At 70.9% G+C, this 17,143-nt stretch carries 15 protein-coding genes; all 15 read left to right on the forward strand.

What is annotated here, in order from left to right; genetic code table 11:
* Positions 1 to 42 precede the first annotated feature (42 nt).
* The 15 genes from ACFXOA_RS09870 (at position 43) to ACFXOA_RS09940 (ending at position 16,966) form a co-directional block, all read left to right on the forward strand.
* Entirely contained in the window at positions 43 to 552 is a 510-nt protein-coding gene (locus ACFXOA_RS09870) for a septum formation initiator family protein (RefSeq protein ID WP_385024495.1), read from the forward strand.
* Between the two features lie 4 nt (positions 553 to 556).
* Positions 557 to 2,545, forward strand: coding sequence for a peptidoglycan D,D-transpeptidase FtsI family protein (locus ACFXOA_RS09875; protein ID WP_385024497.1), 1,989 nt, complete (start codon positions 557 to 559; stop codon positions 2,543 to 2,545).
* A gap of 16 nt (positions 2,546 to 2,561) precedes the next feature.
* Positions 2,562 to 4,292, forward strand: coding sequence for a UDP-N-acetylmuramoyl-L-alanyl-D-glutamate--2,6-diaminopimelate ligase (locus ACFXOA_RS09880; protein ID WP_385024499.1), 1,731 nt, complete (start codon positions 2,562 to 2,564; stop codon positions 4,290 to 4,292).
* A gap of 4 nt (positions 4,293 to 4,296) precedes the next feature.
* Positions 4,297 to 5,715: a UDP-N-acetylmuramoyl-tripeptide--D-alanyl-D-alanine ligase gene (gene murF / locus ACFXOA_RS09885; protein ID WP_385024501.1), complete on the forward strand. Its 1,419-nt coding sequence runs from the start codon at positions 4,297 to 4,299 to the stop codon at positions 5,713 to 5,715.
* On the forward strand, positions 5,712 to 6,782 hold the full coding sequence (gene mraY / locus ACFXOA_RS09890) for a phospho-N-acetylmuramoyl-pentapeptide-transferase (RefSeq protein WP_385024503.1): 1,071 nt from the start codon (positions 5,712 to 5,714) through the stop codon (positions 6,780 to 6,782). The genes murF and mraY overlap by 4 nt, the downstream gene beginning before the upstream one ends.
* The gene (gene murD / locus ACFXOA_RS09895; protein ID WP_385024505.1) at positions 6,764 to 8,197 is read left to right on the forward strand and encodes a UDP-N-acetylmuramoyl-L-alanine--D-glutamate ligase; all 1,434 of its coding nucleotides are present in this window, start codon (positions 6,764 to 6,766) and stop codon (positions 8,195 to 8,197) included. The genes mraY and murD overlap by 19 nt, the downstream gene beginning before the upstream one ends.
* A 131-nt stretch (positions 8,198 to 8,328) precedes the next feature.
* A complete protein-coding gene (ftsW, locus tag ACFXOA_RS09900; protein WP_385024507.1) occupies positions 8,329 to 9,753 on the forward strand; it encodes a putative lipid II flippase FtsW in 1,425 nt (474 codons plus the stop codon).
* A 6-nt stretch (positions 9,754 to 9,759) separates the two neighbouring features.
* Positions 9,760 to 10,854 carry an undecaprenyldiphospho-muramoylpentapeptide beta-N-acetylglucosaminyltransferase gene (murG, locus tag ACFXOA_RS09905; protein WP_385024509.1) on the forward strand — a complete coding sequence of 365 codons (1,095 nt, stop codon included), beginning with the start codon at positions 9,760 to 9,762 and terminating at the stop codon, positions 10,852 to 10,854.
* Positions 10,855 to 10,903: 49 nt separating this feature from the next.
* Positions 10,904 to 11,698: a cell division protein FtsQ/DivIB gene (locus ACFXOA_RS09910; RefSeq protein ID WP_385024511.1), complete on the forward strand. Its 795-nt coding sequence runs from the start codon at positions 10,904 to 10,906 to the stop codon at positions 11,696 to 11,698.
* Positions 11,699 to 11,974: 276 nt separating this feature from the next.
* Positions 11,975 to 13,192, forward strand: a complete 1,218-nt coding sequence (ftsZ, locus tag ACFXOA_RS09915) for a cell division protein FtsZ (protein ID WP_385024513.1) — start codon at positions 11,975 to 11,977, stop codon at positions 13,190 to 13,192.
* Positions 13,193 to 13,209: 17 nt separating this feature from the next.
* Complete coding sequence (pgeF, locus tag ACFXOA_RS09920) at positions 13,210 to 13,944, forward strand: peptidoglycan editing factor PgeF (protein ID WP_385024515.1); 735 nt, start codon at positions 13,210 to 13,212, stop codon at positions 13,942 to 13,944.
* 3 nt (positions 13,945 to 13,947) lie between these two features.
* On the forward strand, positions 13,948 to 14,667 hold the full coding sequence (locus ACFXOA_RS09925; RefSeq protein WP_385024517.1) for a YggS family pyridoxal phosphate-dependent enzyme: 720 nt from the start codon (positions 13,948 to 13,950) through the stop codon (positions 14,665 to 14,667).
* Between the two features lie 127 nt (positions 14,668 to 14,794).
* Positions 14,795 to 15,406 carry a cell division protein SepF gene (locus ACFXOA_RS09930; protein WP_362547593.1) on the forward strand — a complete coding sequence of 204 codons (612 nt, stop codon included), beginning with the start codon at positions 14,795 to 14,797 and terminating at the stop codon, positions 15,404 to 15,406.
* A gap of 68 nt (positions 15,407 to 15,474) precedes the next feature.
* Positions 15,475 to 15,771, forward strand: coding sequence for a YggT family protein (locus ACFXOA_RS09935; protein WP_014156754.1), 297 nt, complete (start codon positions 15,475 to 15,477; stop codon positions 15,769 to 15,771).
* Between the two features lie 49 nt (positions 15,772 to 15,820).
* The gene (locus ACFXOA_RS09940; protein WP_385024520.1) at positions 15,821 to 16,966 is read left to right on the forward strand and encodes a DivIVA domain-containing protein; all 1,146 of its coding nucleotides are present in this window, start codon (positions 15,821 to 15,823) and stop codon (positions 16,964 to 16,966) included.
* Positions 16,967 to 17,143 lie beyond the last annotated feature (177 nt).

A 17,143-nucleotide genomic window follows, 5' to 3' on the forward strand; every position in this document is an offset into this window, starting at 1 on the left:
CTGGCCCACCGGCCGTACGCGGAAGAGGACGGTGGCACCGCGGTGACCAAGGCGGCCGAGCAGATGAAGGGGCGGGCCGGCCGGCTCGCGCGGCTGATGCCGGCGGGGCCGAGCACAGCCGCCCGCACCCCCTTCGTCCTGCTGGTCGTGCTGCTGCTCACCGGTGGCCTGATCTCGCTCCTGCTGCTGAACTCCGCCCTCAACGAAGGATCGTTCAGGCTGAGCAAGCTGAAGAGGGAGACCACCGAGCTCACCGACGAGCAGCAGGCCCTGCAGCGGGACGTCGACGGCTACTCCGAACCCGACGCCCTCGAACGCCGGGCCCGGGAACTCGGCATGGTGCCCGGCGGCAACCCCGCCTTCCTCGGCCCCGACGGCAAGGTCCGCGGTGTGCCCGAACGGGCGTCCGCGCAGCCGTCCCCGGTCCCCGAACCGGCGACGAGCACGACCGCGGCGACGGTGACGGCCTCACCGTCCGGCTCCGGGCAGCCGTCGTCCCCGGCAGCCTCCGCGACCCCGACCACCCCACTTCCGACGAGCTCCGGCAGGTGACGCAGTGCCCCCGAAGGAACCGCCGCGCCGCCGGGTGCCCGGCCCCGCGCGCCCACGCAACGCGGCCGGCGGATCGGGGCGCCCCCGGCCCTCCGCCCGGCCCGAGAGCCGCCGGCCCCGGCGCCCGGCGCCCCCGAGGCGCGGCGGCTCCCGGCAGTCCATCCGGCTGGGCAGTCCCCGGCCCCGGCTGCGCCTCATCAGTCTCTGCCTGACCCTCGTCATGATCGCGTTCGTCGTCCGCCTCCTCCAGGTACAGGCGGTCGACGCCGCCACGTACGCGGCAAAGGCCGAGAAGAACCGCTACCTCGAGTACACGGTCGCCGCCGAGCGCGGCGAGATCACCGACCGCAGCGGAATCGCCCTGGCCACCAGCGTCGACGCCCACGACATCACGGCCGACCCGCTGCTGTTCACCCCCGAGGAGAGCAAGGCGCCGGACGCGCCCCAGCAGGCCGCCGCCCTGCTCGCCCCGATCCTGGGCAAGGAGGAGGCGGAGCTGGCCAAGAAGCTCTCGACCCCCAAGAGCCGGTACACCGTGCTGGCCAGGCGCCAGACCCCGCAGGTGTGGAAGCAGATCAAGGACCTCAAGGCGGCCTTCGCCCAGAAGGCCGCCGAGGACGCCGCGAAGGGCGGCCCCGGAGCCAACGTGCTGGCCGGGGTGCTCCAGGAGCCCACCACCAGGCGCGTGTACCCCAACGGCGACCTCGCCGCCGGGATACTGGGATTCGTCAACGCCGAGGGCAAGGGCGGCGGCGGGCTCGAGGCGCAGCTGAACGAACGGCTCCAGGGCGAGGACGGCAAGATCCGATACGCCCAGGCCGGCGGACGTCCCGTACCCACCGCGGGATCCACCGAGATCCCCGCGGTCGCCGGCACCGACGTCGAGCTGACCATCGACCGCGACATCCAGTGGGCAGCCCAGCGCGCCATCGCCGACCAGGTCGAGAAGTCCGGGGCCGACCGCGGTTACGTCATCGTCCAGAACACGAGGACCGGTGAGGTGCTCGCGATGGCCAACGCCCCCGGCTACGACCCCAACGACCTCGCCCAGGCCAACGGAGCGGCGCTGGGGAACGCGGCGCTCCAGGACGTGTACGAGCCCGGCTCCACCAGCAAGGTCATGTCGATGGCCGCGGTGCTGGAGGAGGGCGTCGCCACGCCCGGTACGCACGTGACCGTCCCCAACAGGCTGCACCGGGGGGACCGGCTCTTCAGGGACGACATCGACCACCCCACCTGGTACCTCACCCTCAACGGCGTGCTCGCCAAGTCCAGCAACATCGGCACCATCCTGGCGACGGGCCAGCTCGGGAAGACGCAGGCCGAGGCGAACAAGGTGCTCTACTCCTACCTGCGGAAGTTCGGCCTCGGCAGCACCACCGGCCTGGACTACCCCGGCGAGTCGCCCGGCATCGTCGCCAAGCCCGGGGACTGGTCGACCTCCCAGCAGTACACGATCCCCTTCGGCCAGGGACTCTCGCTCAACGCCATGCAGGCGGCATCGGTCTACCAGACGGTCGCCAACGGCGGCGTCAGGATCGAGCCGACCCTGGTCCGCGGCACCAAGGACGCGGACGGCCGCTACACCGCCTCGGAGGCGCCGAAGCGCACCCGGGTGGTCAGCGAGAAGACGGCCAGGACCCTGTCGAAGATGCTGGAGTCCGTGGTGGACGACCGGGAGGGCACCGGGACCAAGGCCCACATCGAGGGCTACCGGGTCGCCGGCAAGACGGGTACGGCCAACCGGGTCGACCCGGTACGGGGCGTCTACAAGGGCTACACCGCCTCCTTCGCCGGCTTCGCCCCCGCCGACGACCCGCAGATCACCGTCTACTGCGCCATCCAGAACCCGACCAAGGGCAGCTACTTCGGCGGCCAGATCTGCGGCCCGATCTACAAGAAGGTCATGGAGTTCGCGCTCAAGACCCTCCAGACACCTCCCTCCGGCAGCGATCCAGCCAGGCTGCCGGTGTCCTTCAAGCCCGGCGAGTGACTCGGGGGAACCCTCAGTGACGACCATCACCCCCGATCCCGGGAACCGGAACGAGAAGTACCGCAACCACCGGCCCTCACTTCGCGAGAGGCCGGGTCCGCCCGGTACGCTCACCGCCGTGCCCCACGCTGATCAGTGCCAAACCACTCAGAAGGACGCGCCTGTGACCTACCCGGGAGCGCCCCGACCGGACCGGCTCAGGCCGACCGCCCTCGGAGAGCTGGCAGACCGGCTCGGTGCCGGACCGCAGGATTCCGGTGAGGTCACCGGAATCACCCACGACTCCCGGGCCGTACGCCCGGGGGACGTGTACGCGGCCCTGCCCGGTGCCCGCTTCCACGGCGCCGACTTCTCCGCCCAGGCCGCCGGTCTCGGCGCCGCCGCGATCCTCACCGACCCGTCCGGCGCCGACCGGGCGGCGGCCACCGGCCTCCCGGTCCTGGTCACCGGGGACCCGCGCGGCCGGATGGGCGAGATCGCCGCCGAGATCTACGGACACCCCGGTGAGGACCTCCTCCAGATCGGGATCACCGGAACCTCCGGCAAGACCACCACCGCGTACCTCGTCGAGGGCGGACTGCGTGGTGCCGGACGCAGCACCGGCCTGATCGGCACCGTCGAGATGCGGATCGGCGACGAGCGCATCAAGTCGGAGCGCACCACCCCCGAAGCCACGGACCTCCAGGCCCTGTTCGCGGTCATGCGCGAGCGAGGCGTCGAGGCGGTCGCCATGGAGGTGTCCAGCCACGCCCTGGTGCTCGGCCGGGTCGACGGCTGTGTCTTCGACGTCGCCGTGTTCAACAACCTCAGCCCGGAGCACATGGAGTTCCACTCCGGGATGGAGGACTACTTCCAGGCCAAGGCCCAGCTGTTCACCCCGCGGCGCAGCAGGCTCGGAGTGGTGAACTTCGACGACGAGTACGGCCGCAGGCTGGTGAAGGAGGCGTCCGTACCGGTCGTCACCTTCTCCGCGGAGGGCCACCCGGACGCCGACTGGCGTGCGCGGGACGTCGAGATCGGCCCCCAGGACAGCACCTTCACCGTGATCGGCCCCGAGGGCGTGCGGATCAAGGCCCGGGCCCCGCTGCCCGGCCCGTTCAACGTCGCCAACACCCTCGCCGCCATCGCGACCCTGGCCGTCGCCGGCGTGGACCCGCAGGCCGCCGCCGACGGAGTCGCGGCCGTCCCCGGCGTCCCCGGCCGGCTGGAGCGCGTCGACGCCGGCCAGCCCTATCTCGCGGTCGTCGACTACGCGCACAAGACGGACGCCGTCGAATCGGTCCTGAGGTCGCTGCGGAAGGTCACCGAGGGCCGCGTGCACATCGTGCTCGGGTGCGGCGGCGACCGTGACACCACGAAGCGCGGCCCGATGGGCGCCGCGGCGGCGCGGCTGGCCGACACCGCCGTGCTGACCTCGGACAACCCGCGCTCCGAGGACCCCCTGGCGATCCTCGCCGCGATGCTCCTGGGCGCGGCCGAGGTGCCTGTCCACGAGCGCGGCGACGTGCTCGTGGAGGCCGACCGGGCCGCCGCCGTCGCCGCGGCGGTCGCCCGGGCGGAGCCCGGTGACACCGTCCTGGTGGCAGGCAAGGGACACGAGCAGGGGCAGGACATCCACGGAGTGGTACGCCCCTTCGACGACCGCAAGGTCCTGCGCGAGGCCATCGAGAGCTCCCTGGGACGCACGAGCGCCGGGAGCGTCCCCGAGGACCGCGTACACACCCATGAGAACAACAGTCAGGGATGACGAAGTGATCGCCCTTTCCCTCGCCGAGATCGCCGCAATCGTCGACGGGCGGCCGCACGACGTGCCGGACCCGTCCGCCGTCGTCACCGGCCCCGTCGTCATCGACTCCCGGGAGGTGCGGCAGGGTTCCCTGTTCGCAGCGTTCGCGGGTGAGCGCGTCGACGGCCACGACTACGCGGAGCGGGCCGTCGACGCGGGCGCGGTCGCCGTTCTCGCCGCCCGCCCCGTCGGTGTCCCCGCGATCGTCGTCGACGACGTCGTGGCCGCGCTCGGAGCACTGGCGCGCGCCGCCGTCGAGCGCCTCGGTACCACCGTCGTCGCGCTGACCGGTTCGGCCGGCAAGACCTCCACCAAGGACCTGATCGCCCAGCTGCTGCAGCGCAAGGCGCCGACGGTCTGGACGCCGGGTTCCTTCAACAACGAGATCGGCCTGCCGCTCACCGTGCTGAGCGCCGGGCCCGACACCCGCCACCTGGTGCTGGAGATGGGGGCCCGGGGCATCGGGCACATCCGCTACCTCACCGGCCTGACGCCCCCTCGGATCGGCCTCGTGCTGAACGTGGGGAGCGCCCATCTCGGCGAGTTCGGCAGCCGGGAGGCGATCGCCCAGGCCAAGGGCGAGCTCGTGGAGGGCCTCCCGGAGGACGGCGTCGCCGTGCTCAACGCCGACGATCCGCTCGTGAGGGCGATGGCCTCCCGCACAAAAGCCCGGGTGATCCTCTTCGGGGAGGCCCCGGAAGCGGACGTACGGGGAGAGAACGTGCGGCTCACCGAGGACGGGCGGCCCGCTTTCGCGCTCCACACACCCACCGGGTGCAGCGACGTGACCTTGCGCCTGTACGGTGAGCACCACGTGTCGAACGCGCTCGCCGCGGCCGCCGTCGCCCATGAGTTGGGCATGTCCGTGACCGAGATCGCCGAGGCGCTCTCGGAGGCGGGCACCCTCTCCCGCTGGCGCATGGAGGTCACCGAGCGTCCGGACGGTGTGACGGTCGTCAACGACGCCTACAACGCGAACCCCGAATCCATGAAGGCCGCACTCCGTGCGCTGGCCGCCATGGGCAAGGCCCGACAGGCGGGAGGGGGGCGCACGTGGGCGGTGCTCGGTCAGATGGCCGAGCTGGGCGACGCGTCGCTCGCCGAGCACGACGCGGTCGGACGGCTCGCCGTCCGGCTCAACGTCAGCAAGCTCGTCGCTGTCGGAGGGCAGGAAGCCTCCTGGCTGCAACTGGGCGCATATAACGAGGGTTCGTGGGGTGAGGAGTCGGTGCACGTGTCCGACGCACAGGCGGCCGTCGACCTGTTGCGCAGTGAACTGCGCCCGGGAGACGTCGTGCTGGTGAAGGCGTCCCGGTCGGTCGGCCTGGAGAAGGTCGCCCAGGCACTGCTGGAGACGACCGAGGGCGAGGTCGCCGTCCGATGAGGCAGATCCTCTTCGCCGGAGCCATAGGGCTCTTCCTGACGCTGGTCGGCACCCCGTTGCTGATCAAACTTCTGGCCCGCAAGGGCTACGGGCAGTTCATCAGGGACGACGGCCCGCGCACGCACGGCAGTAAAAAGGGCACCCCCACCATGGGTGGTATCGCCTTCATCCTGGCGACGATCATCGCGTACGTCCTCGCCAAGGTGATCACCGGCGAGGACATGCGCTTCTCCGGTGTCCTGGTCCTCTTCCTGATGGCGGGGATGGGGCTCGTAGGCTTCCTCGACGACTACATCAAGATCGTCAAGCAGCGCTCGCTCGGTCTGCGCGCCAAGGCCAAGATGGCCGGCCAGCTGATCGTCGGCATCGCCTTCGCGGTGCTCTCGCTCCAGTTCGCGGACGCCCGCGGCAACACCCCGGCCTCCACCAAGCTCTCCTTCGTCGAGGACTTCGGCTGGTCGATCGGCCCGGTGCTGTTCTGCGTCTGGGCACTGTTCATGATCCTGGCCATGTCGAACGGCGTGAACCTGACGGACGGTCTGGACGGACTCGCCACCGGCGCGTCGGTGATGGTCTTCGGCGCCTACACCTTCATCGGTCTCTGGCAGTTCCAGGAGTCCTGCGCCAACGCGACCACCCTGACCAATCCGGAAGCCTGTTTCGAGGTGAGAGACCCACTCGACCTCGCGGTCGTCGCCTCCGCCCTGATGGGCGCCTGCTTCGGCTTCCTGTGGTGGAACACCTCGCCCGCGAAGATCTTCATGGGCGACACCGGCTCGCTCGCCCTCGGCGGCGCGCTCGCGGGTCTCGCGATCTGCTCCCGCACGGAGTTCCTGCTCGCCCTCCTCGGCGGCCTCTTCGTGATGATCACCATGTCGGTGGTCATCCAGGTCGGCTCCTTCAAGATGACCGGCAAGCGCGTCTTCCGCATGGCACCGCTCCAGCACCACTTCGAACTCAAGGGGTGGTCCGAGGTCCTTGTGGTGGTCCGCTTCTGGATCATCCAGGGCATGTGCGTCATCGTCGGACTCGGCCTCTTCTACGCGGGATGGGCAGCCAAGAAGTGAGCAACGTGGACTGGCAGGGCAAGCACGTCACGGTGGCCGGGCTCGGTGTCAGCGGTATCCCCGCGGCCCGCGCCCTGCACGAGCGGGGAGCCGTCGTCACCGTCGTCAACGACGGGGACGACGAGCGCTCCCGCGCGCAGGCGGCCGAACTGGAGGCGCTCGGCGTCACCGTGCGCCTCGGGGACGGCGACACCCTGCCCGAGTCCACCGAACTCGTGGTCACGGCCCCCGGCTGGAAGCCCGGAAAGCCGCTCTTCCTGGCAGCCGCCGAGGCGGACGTCCCCGTCTGGGGCGACGTCGAACTCGCCTGGCGGCTGAGGGGGCCCGACGCCGCACCCTGGCTCGCGGTCACCGGGACCAACGGCAAGACCACGACCGTCCGGATGCTCGCGTCGATCCTCCAGGCCGCCGGTCTGCGCACCGCCACCGTCGGCAACATCGGGGTCTCCCTGCTGGACGCGGTGCTCGGCGAGGAGAAGTACGACGTCCTCGCCGTCGAGCTCTCCAGCTACCAGCTCCACTGGGCGCCCTCGCTCCGCGCCCACTCGGGGGCCGTGCTCAACCTGGCCCCCGACCACCTCGACTGGCACGGTTCGATGGAGGGCTACGCCGCCGACAAGGGCCGGATCTACGAGGGCAACAGCGTCGCCTGCGTCTACAACGTCCAGGACGCGGCGACCGAGGACCTCGTCCGCGAGGCCGACGTCGAAGAGGGCTGCCGGGCCATCGGGTTCACCCTCGGTACGCCCGGTCCCTCGCAGCTCGGGGTGGTCGACGGCATCCTCGTCGACCGGGCCTTCGTCGCGGACCGGCAGAAGCAGGCCCAGGAGCTCGCCGAGGTCGGGGACATCGACCCGCCCGCCCCGCACAACATCGCCAACGCGCTCGCGGCCGCCGCGCTCGCCAGGGCCTTCGGCGTACAGCCCGTCGCCGTACGCGAGGGGCTGCGGGCCTTCCGGCCGGACGCCCACCGCATCGAGCACGTCGCCGACGTGGACGGGGTCGCCTACATCGACGACTCCAAGGCCACCAACACCCACGCGGCCGAGGCATCCCTCGCCTCCTACGACCCGATCGTCTGGATCGCCGGAGGGCTCGCCAAGGGAGCCACCTTCGACGAACTGGCCGCCGGGGCCGCCGAGCGGCTCAGAGGCGTCGTGCTGATGGGCGCCGACCGGGCGCTGATCCGCGAAGCCCTCGCGCGACACGCCCCCGAGGTGCCGGTGGTCGACCTCGACCGGACCGACACTGGGGCGATGTCCGCGGCGGTCAGCGAAGCGGCACGGCTCGCCCGGCCCGGCGACACCGTACTGCTGGCCCCGGCCTGCGCGTCCATGGACATGTTCGTCAACTACAACAAGCGCGGAGAGGCGTTCGCGGACGCCGTCCGCCAACTCGCCGACCGGAGCGACTGACGGGCCCGGACTCCGCGTCGTACTGTCCCGGAGTGACGGAGCCGCCCGGAGCCCCGGTCACCAGCGGCACGGCCGCGGGCCCGGGCACCGTGGGAAGGCCCCGGGCACGAGCAGTGGAGGGGACAGCGACAATGCCGGCCGACGAGAGCGCAGCCGCCCGCGGAGGCCGCCCGCGGGCCACCGCGGCGGCCACCCCGCCCCTGCCCGCCGGCCCCTTCCCGGGGCTCGCGGCGCGGAGCGGGCCCGCCGCCGGGTCCCGGCGGCCCCCGGCGTCACGCCGCCCGCGCGGGGCCGGTGCGCCGCCGTCCGGGCCGCGCCGCGGAGCCGGCGCACGACGGCTGTACGAGCAGGCGCGACGGGCCTGGGACCGCCCGCTCACCGCCTACTACCTGATCCTCGGGTCGAGTCTGCTGATCATCGTGCTCGGCCTCGTCATGGTCTACTCCGCCTCGATGATCAAGGCCCTGGAACTGGCGCGGCCGGGAACGTACTTCTTCCGCAAGCAGTTCCTCGCCGCCGTGATCGGGGCCGGACTGATGCTGCTGGCCTCCAGGATGCCCGTCAAGCTCCACCGGGCGCTGGCCTACCCGCTGCTCATGGTGACGGTCTTCCTCATGGTCCTGGTCCAGGTGCCGGGAATAGGGATGTCGGTCAACGGCAACCAGAACTGGATCCGCGTCGGCGGTCCCTTCCAGCTCCAGCCCAGTGAGTTCGGCAAGCTCGCCCTCATCCTCTGGGGCGCCGACCTGCTCGCCCGCAAGCAGGACAAGCGGCTGCTGGCCCAGTGGAAGCACATGCTCGTCCCGCTGGTGCCCGTCGCCTTCATGCTGCTCGGACTGATCATGCTCGGCGGCGACATGGGGACGGCGATCATCCTCACGGCGATCCTCTTCGGCCTCCTCTGGCTGGCCGGCGCCCCCACACGGCTCTTCGCCGGGGTGCTCGCCTTCGCCGGCCTGATCGGTTTCCTGCTCATCAAGACCAGCCCCAACCGGATGTCCCGCCTCAGCTGCATCGGAGCGTCCGAACCCGGCCCCGGGGACTCGTGCTGGCAGGCGGTGCACGGAATCTACGCTCTCGCCTCCGGCGGATGGTTCGGATCCGGGCTCGGTGCGAGTGTGGAAAAATGGGGTCAACTTCCCGAGCCGCACACCGACTTCATCTTCGCCATCACCGGTGAGGAGCTGGGGCTGGCGGGGACGCTGTCGGTACTCGCCCTCTTCGCGGCTCTAGGCTATGCGGGTATCCGCGTGGCCGGACGCACGGAGGACCCCTTCGTGAGGTACGCAGCGGGAGGCGTGACCACCTGGATCACGGCGCAGGCCGTGATCAACATCGGTGCGGTGCTCGGTCTGTTGCCGATCGCCGGAGTCCCGCTGCCGCTGTTCTCCTACGGGGGGTCGGCCCTGCTGCCGACCATGTTCGCCGTCGGGCTCATGATCGCGTTCGCGCGTGACGACCCTGCGGCGAAAGCGGCCCTGGCCATGCGGAGGCCCGGGGTCAGATGGAAGACGATGAGACGGCGCGTCACGAAGCGTCCGTCCGGAGAGCGGTGAATTTCGGTGCATGTCGTACTCGCCGGCGGGGGGACCGCCGGGCACATCGAGCCCGCGCTTGCCCTCGCAGACGCCCTGCGGAGGCAGGACCCGACCGTGGGAATCACTGCCCTCGGCACGGAGCGCGGACTCGAGACCAGGCTCGTACCCGAGCGGGGGTACGAACTGGCACTGATCCCCGCCGTGCCGCTGCCTCGTAAGCCCACTCCCGAACTCATCACCGTGCCGGGGCGGCTGCGCGGCACCATCAAGGCCGCCGAGCAGATCCTGGAACGCACCAAGGCGGACTGCGTGGTCGGCTTCGGCGGCTACGTCGCCCTGCCCGGCTATCTGGCGGCCAAGCGCGCCGGAGTCCCGATCGTCGTCCACGAGGCCAACGCCCGGCCCGGCCTGGCCAACAAGATCGGCTCGCGGTACGCCCACGGAGTCGCCGTGTCGACCCCGGACAGCAAGCTGCGCGACGCCCGCTACATCGGGATCCCGCTGCGCCGCACCATCGCGACCCTGGACCGGGCCCGCGTCCGCCCGGAGGCGCGCGCGGCCTTCGGCCTCGACCCCAACCTGCCGACCCTGCTCGTCTCCGGCGGTTCGCAGGGCGCCCGGCACCTCAACGAGGTCGTCCAGCGGATCGCGCCGCTGCTCCAGCGGTCCGGGATCCAGATCCTGCACGTGGTCGGTCCGAAGAACGAATTGCCGCGTATCGACAACATGCCCGGGATGCCGCCCTACATCCCGGTACCGTACGTGGACCGGATGGACCTCGCGTACGCGGCGGCCGACATGATGCTCTGCCGCGCGGGCGCGATGACCGTCGCCGAACTCTCCGCCGTCGGGCTGCCCGCCGCCTACGTCCCGTTGCCGATCGGCAACGGCGAACAGCGGCTGAACGCCCAGCCGGTGGTCAACGCCGGCGGCGGACTGCTGGTGGACGACGCGGCGCTCACCCCGGAATGGGTGCAGGGCAACGTCCTTCCGGTGCTCTCGGATCCGCACCGGCTGTACGAGATGTCCCGAGCCGCCGCGGAGTTCGGGCGACGGGACGCCGACGACCTCCTCGTCGGCATGGTGTACGAGGCGATTGCCTCACGCCGCAAGGCGTGAGGCGGTGCGGGCCCGGGGTGTGCACCCCGGGCCCGGCGAAGGAGCGAGCGTGGCCGGACCGACGACCGCCCAGCGCGGTGAGGCCGAGCGGGCGGACACCCCGGCCCGCCCGCCCCATATCGGCCCTGGAGGGCGGCGGCTGACCGGCCGTACGCGACTGGTTCTGGCCGTACTCGGCCTCGTGGCGACCACTGCCGCCACGGTGTGGGTGCTCTACGGATCGTCCTGGCTCAGGCTGGAGCGGGTGACGGTCACCGGAACCGACGTGCTGACCCGGAGCGAGGTCGAGACGGCCGCCGCGGCCCCGGTCGGATCCCCGCTGGTCTCCGTGGACACGGCGGCCGTCGCCGCCCGGCTGCGCCAGAAGCTGCCTCGTGTCGACTCCGTGGATGTCGTACGGTCATGGCCGCACGGTCTCCGCCTCGAAGTGACCGAACGCAAGCCCGTCCTGCTGGTGGCGAAGGGCGAGAAGTTCATCGAAGTGGACGCCGAGGGCGTCCGTTTCGCCACGGTGGACGAAGCGCCCGGCCATGTCCCCCTGCTGGAGCTGGAGCCGGACGGTTCCCCGAGCCTGCGCCGCTTCGGTTCCGACCGCCTGGTGAGGGAAGCCGTCCGTATCGCGGGGGACCTCCCGGCGAAGCTGGCCGGGGAGACCGAGGCCGTGCGGATCACGTCCTTCGACTCCGCGGTCCTGCAACTCACCCGGGACCGCACGGTGATGTGGGGAAGCAGTGAGGAGGGGCCCGTCAAGGCGAGGGTGCTCACGGCTCTCATGAAAGCCTCTCCCAAAGCGGGACACTTCGACGTGAGCGCGCCCACCGCACCGGCGGCGTCGAAGAGTTGACGCGCGTTTTGCCTGGCCAGCCCCCTGGTTGGTCAGCGCTACGGGTGATCACATAGGGTGAAAAGAAAAACGGGAGGTTCGGCGTGTTCGTTGAACGTGCGCCACTTGTCGACTTAGTGTCCTGTTCGGAAGAGTCCAAGAAACAGACACACTGGTAACCCTAAACTTCAGCGTTAGGGTTTGGGTCGGCGTCCGGACCGGCCCCATCGGCATCCGTCGTCGCCGCGGGACAACCGCGCAGCGACGACACGTAACTCGAGGCGAGAGGCCTTCGACGTGGCAGCACCGCAGAACTACCTCGCAGTCATCAAGGTCATCGGTGTCGGCGGCGGTGGTGTCAATGCCATCAACCGAATGATCGAGGTCGGTCTCAAAGGCGTCGAGTTCATCGCGATCAACACCGATGCGCAAGCACTGTTGATGAGCGACGCCGACGTCAAGCTCGACGTCGGCCGTGAACTCACCCGTGGCCTCGGAGCCGGGGCGAACCCGGCTGTCGGTCGCAAGGCGGCAGAGGACCACCGTGAGGAGATCGAGGAGGTCCTCAAGGGGGCCGACATGGTCTTCGTCACCGCCGGAGAAGGCGGCGGAACCGGCACCGGCGGCGCACCCGTCGTCGCCAACATCGCACGCTCGCTGGGCGCCCTCACGATCGGTGTGGTCACCCGCCCGTTCACCTTCGAGGGCCGGCGGCGCGCGAACCAGGCGGAGGACGGCATCGCCGAGCTCCGCGAAGAGGTCGACACCCTCATCGTCATCCCCAACGACCGGCTGCTGTCCATCTCGGACCGCCAGGTCAGCGTGCTCGACGCCTTCAAGTCGGCCGACCAGGTGCTGCTCTCGGGCGTCCAGGGCATCACCGACCTCATCACCACCCCGGGCCTGATCAACCTCGACTTCGCCGACGTCAAGTCGGTCATGTCCGAGGCGGGTTCCGCGCTCATGGGCATCGGCTCGGCACGCGGCGACGACCGCGCGGTGGCCGCGGCGGAGATGGCGATCTCCTCGCCGCTCCTGGAGGCGTCCATCGACGGCGCCCGCGGCGTCCTGCTCTCCATCTCCGGCGGCAGCGACCTCGGTCTCTTCGAGATCAACGAGGCCGCGCAGCTGGTCAGCGAGGCGGCCCACCCCGAGGCGAACATCATCTTCGGTGCCGTCATCGACGACGCCCTCGGTGACGAGGTCCGGGTCACGGTCATCGCCGCCGGGTTCGACGGCGGGCAGCCGCCGGCCCGCAGGGAGAACGTCCTCGGTGCGGGAGCGGGCAAGCGCGAGGAGCCGGCGCCGCCGGCCCGGAGCGCCGAGCCGCCGCGCCAGACCGGAGGCCTCGGCTCGGTCCCCCCGCGTGAGGAGCAGCCCCAGGCGCCGGCGGAGCCGGCCCCGGTGGCCAACGAGACCTCGCTCCCCCCGGTCTCCCCGCCGCACGTCCCGACGGCCCGTCCGTACCAGGACAGCCAGGCCGAGGAGCTGGACGTACCGGACTTCTTGAAGTGATAGGTCCGCGGCACGCGGTGGAAACCGCGGAGTCTTCGGCGGGCGGCGCCCATTTCGCCTTCACCGACCGGTGGGGCGGAGTGAGCGCCGCTCCGTACGAGGAGCTCAACCTCGGCGGCGCGGTCGGTGACGACCCCGCCGCCGTCGTCACGAACCGCGCCCGCGCGGCCGGTTCCCTCGGTCTCGACCCGGCCCGGGTGGTCTGGATGAACCAGGTGCACGGCCGTGACGTGGCCGTGGTCGACGGCCCCTGGGGTGACGACCCGGACATCCCCTCCGTGGACGCGGTGGTGACGGCCCGGCGCGGACTCGCGCTCGCGGTGCTCACCGCGGACTGCACCCCCGTGCTCCTCGCCGATCCGGTCGCCGGTGTGGCCGCGGCCGCCCACGCCGGGCGTCCCGGCCTGGTCGCGGGTGTCGTCCCGGCGGCGGTCGAGGCGATGACCGAACTCGGCGCGCAGCCCTCCAGGATCGTCGCCCGCACCGGACCGGCCGTCTGCGGCCGGTGCTACGAAGTTCCGGAGCGGATGCGTGCCGAGGTCGCCGAAGTGGTCCCGGCATCGTGGTCACGGACCAGTTGGGGCACACCCGCGGTGGACGTCACGGCCGGGGTCCATGCCCAGCTGGAGGCGCTCGGGGTGCGCGACCGGCGGAGTTCGCCGCACTGCACGCTGGAATCGGCCGATCACTTCTCGTACCGCCGCGACCGCACCACGGGGCGGCTCGCCGGCTATGTCTGGCTGGACGGATAGGGCATGACGGATCGCAGGACCCAACTCGCCGCGAACCTGGAGCGGGTGGAGGAGCGCATCGCCGCCGCCTGCGCGGCGGCAGGACGGGAGCGGGACGAGGTGACGCTCATCGTCGTCACCAAGACCTACCCCGCCTCCGACGTGCGTATCCTGCACGGGCTCGGCGTGCGTCACGTCGCGGAGAACCGTGACCAGGACGCGGCGCCGAAGGCCGCAGATTGTGCGGATCTGTCGCTCACCTGGCACTTCGTCGGCCAGTTGCAGACCAACAAGGTCCGATCCGTGACGGGTTATGCCGACATGGTGCAGTCGGTGGACCGGGTGAAGCTGGTCACCGCCCTGTCGGCCGCGGCGGTCAGGGAGGAACGCGAGCTCGGCTGCCTCATCCAGGTGGCGCTCGACGCCGGGAGCGGTGAGCGCGGCGACCGGGGAGGCGTCGCGCCGGACGCGGTCGAGGAGTTGGCCGCGTCGGTCGAGGCCGCGCGGGGGCTCAGGCTGGACGGCCTGATGACCGTCGCGCCGCTCGCCGGCGCCTACGCCGGACGGCAACGGGCCGCTTTCGACCGGCTGATGGAAATCTCATCCCGCCTGCGCGGGAACCATCCGGCTGCGAACATGGTCTCTGCTGGGATGAGCGCGGATCTCGAGGACGCGATCGCGGCCGGGGCGACACATGTACGCGTCGGTACGGCGGTACTCGGAGTCCGACCCCGGCTCGGGTAACGTCGCGAAGCAAGTCGGACCACAGCAGAAAATATGGTCATTCCCGCTCGACGCGGGTGGGCCGGAGTGGATCTCGGGCACTTGGTGACACGAATGCCGATCCACCACAGAGCGGAGGACTCGGAGCATGGCCGGCGCGATGCGCAAGATGGCGGTCTACCTCGGCCTCGTGGAGGACGATGGGTACGACGGTCCGGGGTTCGACCCCGACGACGAATTCGAACCCGAGCCGGAGCCCGAACGCGACCGGCGGCGGCATCAGCCCGCGCATCCGGTGGAGCGGGAACGGGAGGAGCCGGTGCGAGCGGTGCAGCCGCCCGCACCGCGGGAGCCGGTTCAGCTGCCGGCGGAAAGCGGACGACCCGCCCGAATCGCCCCCGTGGCATCCATCACACCTGACCGCCCGAACCTGGAGAAGAACGCACCGGTGATCATGCCCAAGGTCGTGTCCGAGCGGGAGCCCTACCGGATCACGACGCTGCACCCCAGGACCTACAACGAGGCCCGTACCATCGGGGAACACTTCCGTGAGGGCACTCCGGTGATCATGAATCTCACGGAGATGGACGACACCGATGCGAAGCGACTTGTCGACTTTGCCGCGGGACTCGTCTTCGGTCTCCATGGCAGCATTGAGCGTGTGACGCAGAAGGTGTTCCTGTTGTCGCCTGCTAACGTCGATGTCACGGCGGAGGACAAGGCCCGTATCGCTGAGGGCGGGTTCTTCAACCAGAGCTGAGAACACCGGGAACGAACCCCGGCCGGGAGGCCGGGCCACGAGAGCCAGGGGAGAGGGAAGCGCGGGACATGGGCGTCGCACTGGATGTGGTCTATATCGCGCTGATGTGTTTCCTCATCGTGCTGATCTTCCGGCTGGTCATGGACTACGTCTTCCAATTCGCGCGTTCATGGCAGCCAGGCAAGGCGATGGTGGTCGTTCTCGAGGGCACTTACACTGTCACGGATCCACCGCTGAAGCTTCTGCGGCGGTTCATACCGCCGTTGCGTCTCGGGGGCGTGGCGCTTGACCTGTCCTTCTTCGTTCTGATGATCATCGTCTACATTCTGCTCAGCCTCGTGGGCAAGCTTGCGAGCAGCGTGTGAACGATACGGTCTTGCCGACTGCCGACGACTACGTAGAGGTGAAGAAGAGATGCCGCTGACCCCTGAGGACGTGCGGAACAAGCAGTTCACGACCGTCCGCCTCCGAGAAGGCTATGACGAGGACGAGGTCGATGCCTTCCTCGACGAGGTCGAATCGGAACTGACGCGTCTGCTCCGTGAGAACGAGGACCTGCGCGCGAAGCTGGCCGCCGCCACGCGCGCGGCCGCGCAGAACCAGCAGCAGCAGGGCATGCGCAAACCCCCTGAGCAGCAGGACAGGCCAGGGGCACCCGTGCCCGCCGCCATATCTGGTCCGCCGGTGCAGCAGCAGCCCCCGCAGATGGGTCCCCCCCAGCTGCCCGGTGGAGCTCCGCAGCTGCCCGCCGGCCCCAGTGGCCACGGTCCTCAGGGCGGCCACGGCCCCGGTCCGCAGGGCCCGCACGGCCCCGGCCCGATGCAGGGCGGTCCCATGGGTGGCCCGATGGGCGGCCCCATGGGCGGTCACGCCCCGCAGCAGCAGATGCAGCAGATGCAGCAGCAGCAGATGCAGCAGCCCGGTCAGGGCCCCGGTGGCGACAGCGCCGCCCGTGTCCTCTCCCTCGCGCAGCAGACCGCCGACCAGGCGATCGCGGAGGCCCGTTCCGAGGCCAACAAGATCGTCGGCGAGGCGCGCAGCCGAGCCGAGGGTCTCGAGCGTGACGCCCGTGCCAAGGCCGACGCCCTGGAGCGGGACGCGCAGGAGAAGCACCGCGTGGCGATGGGCTCGCTGGAGTCGGCCCGCGCGACGCTGGAGCGCAAGGTCGAGGACCTGCGGGGCTTCGAGCGCGAGTACCGGACGCGCCTGAAGTCGTACCTGGAGAGCCAGCTGCGTCAGCTGGAGACCCAGGCCGACGACTCGCTGGCTCCGCCGCGGACCCCCGCAGCCGCCTCGCTGCCGCCGTCGCCCTCGCTGGCTCCGGCCGGTGCGGGTGCCATGGGACACACCATGGGCGGCAACCACGGTGGCCACGGCAACCAGCAGATGGGCGGCGGCAGCCAGTCCATGGGCGGTGGCCCGTCCTACGGTGGCGGCCAGCAGCAGATGTCGCCCGCGATGACGCAGCCGATGGCACCGGTGCGGCCGCAGGCCCCGCAGCCGATGCAGCAGGCCCCGTCGCCGATGCGCGGGTTCCTGATCGACGAGGACGACAACTGAGCGGGACGCGCTCGCTGAGCGCGTAGCCGTCGGCAGGCAGAGGGCCGGGCCCCGGGGTATCCCCGGGGCCCGGCCCTTTGTGGTGTCCGGAGCGCGGGGAGGGGAGCGCAGCGGCCTGTCCGGCCCCTGGGACGCCGTGCGGGACATCGTGTACGAGGGCGACGGTGGTCGCCGCGC

The sequence above is a fragment of the Streptomyces sp. NPDC059166 genome (assembly GCF_042755185.1).
Taxonomy (GTDB): Bacteria; Actinomycetota; Actinomycetes; order Streptomycetales; family Streptomycetaceae; genus Streptomyces.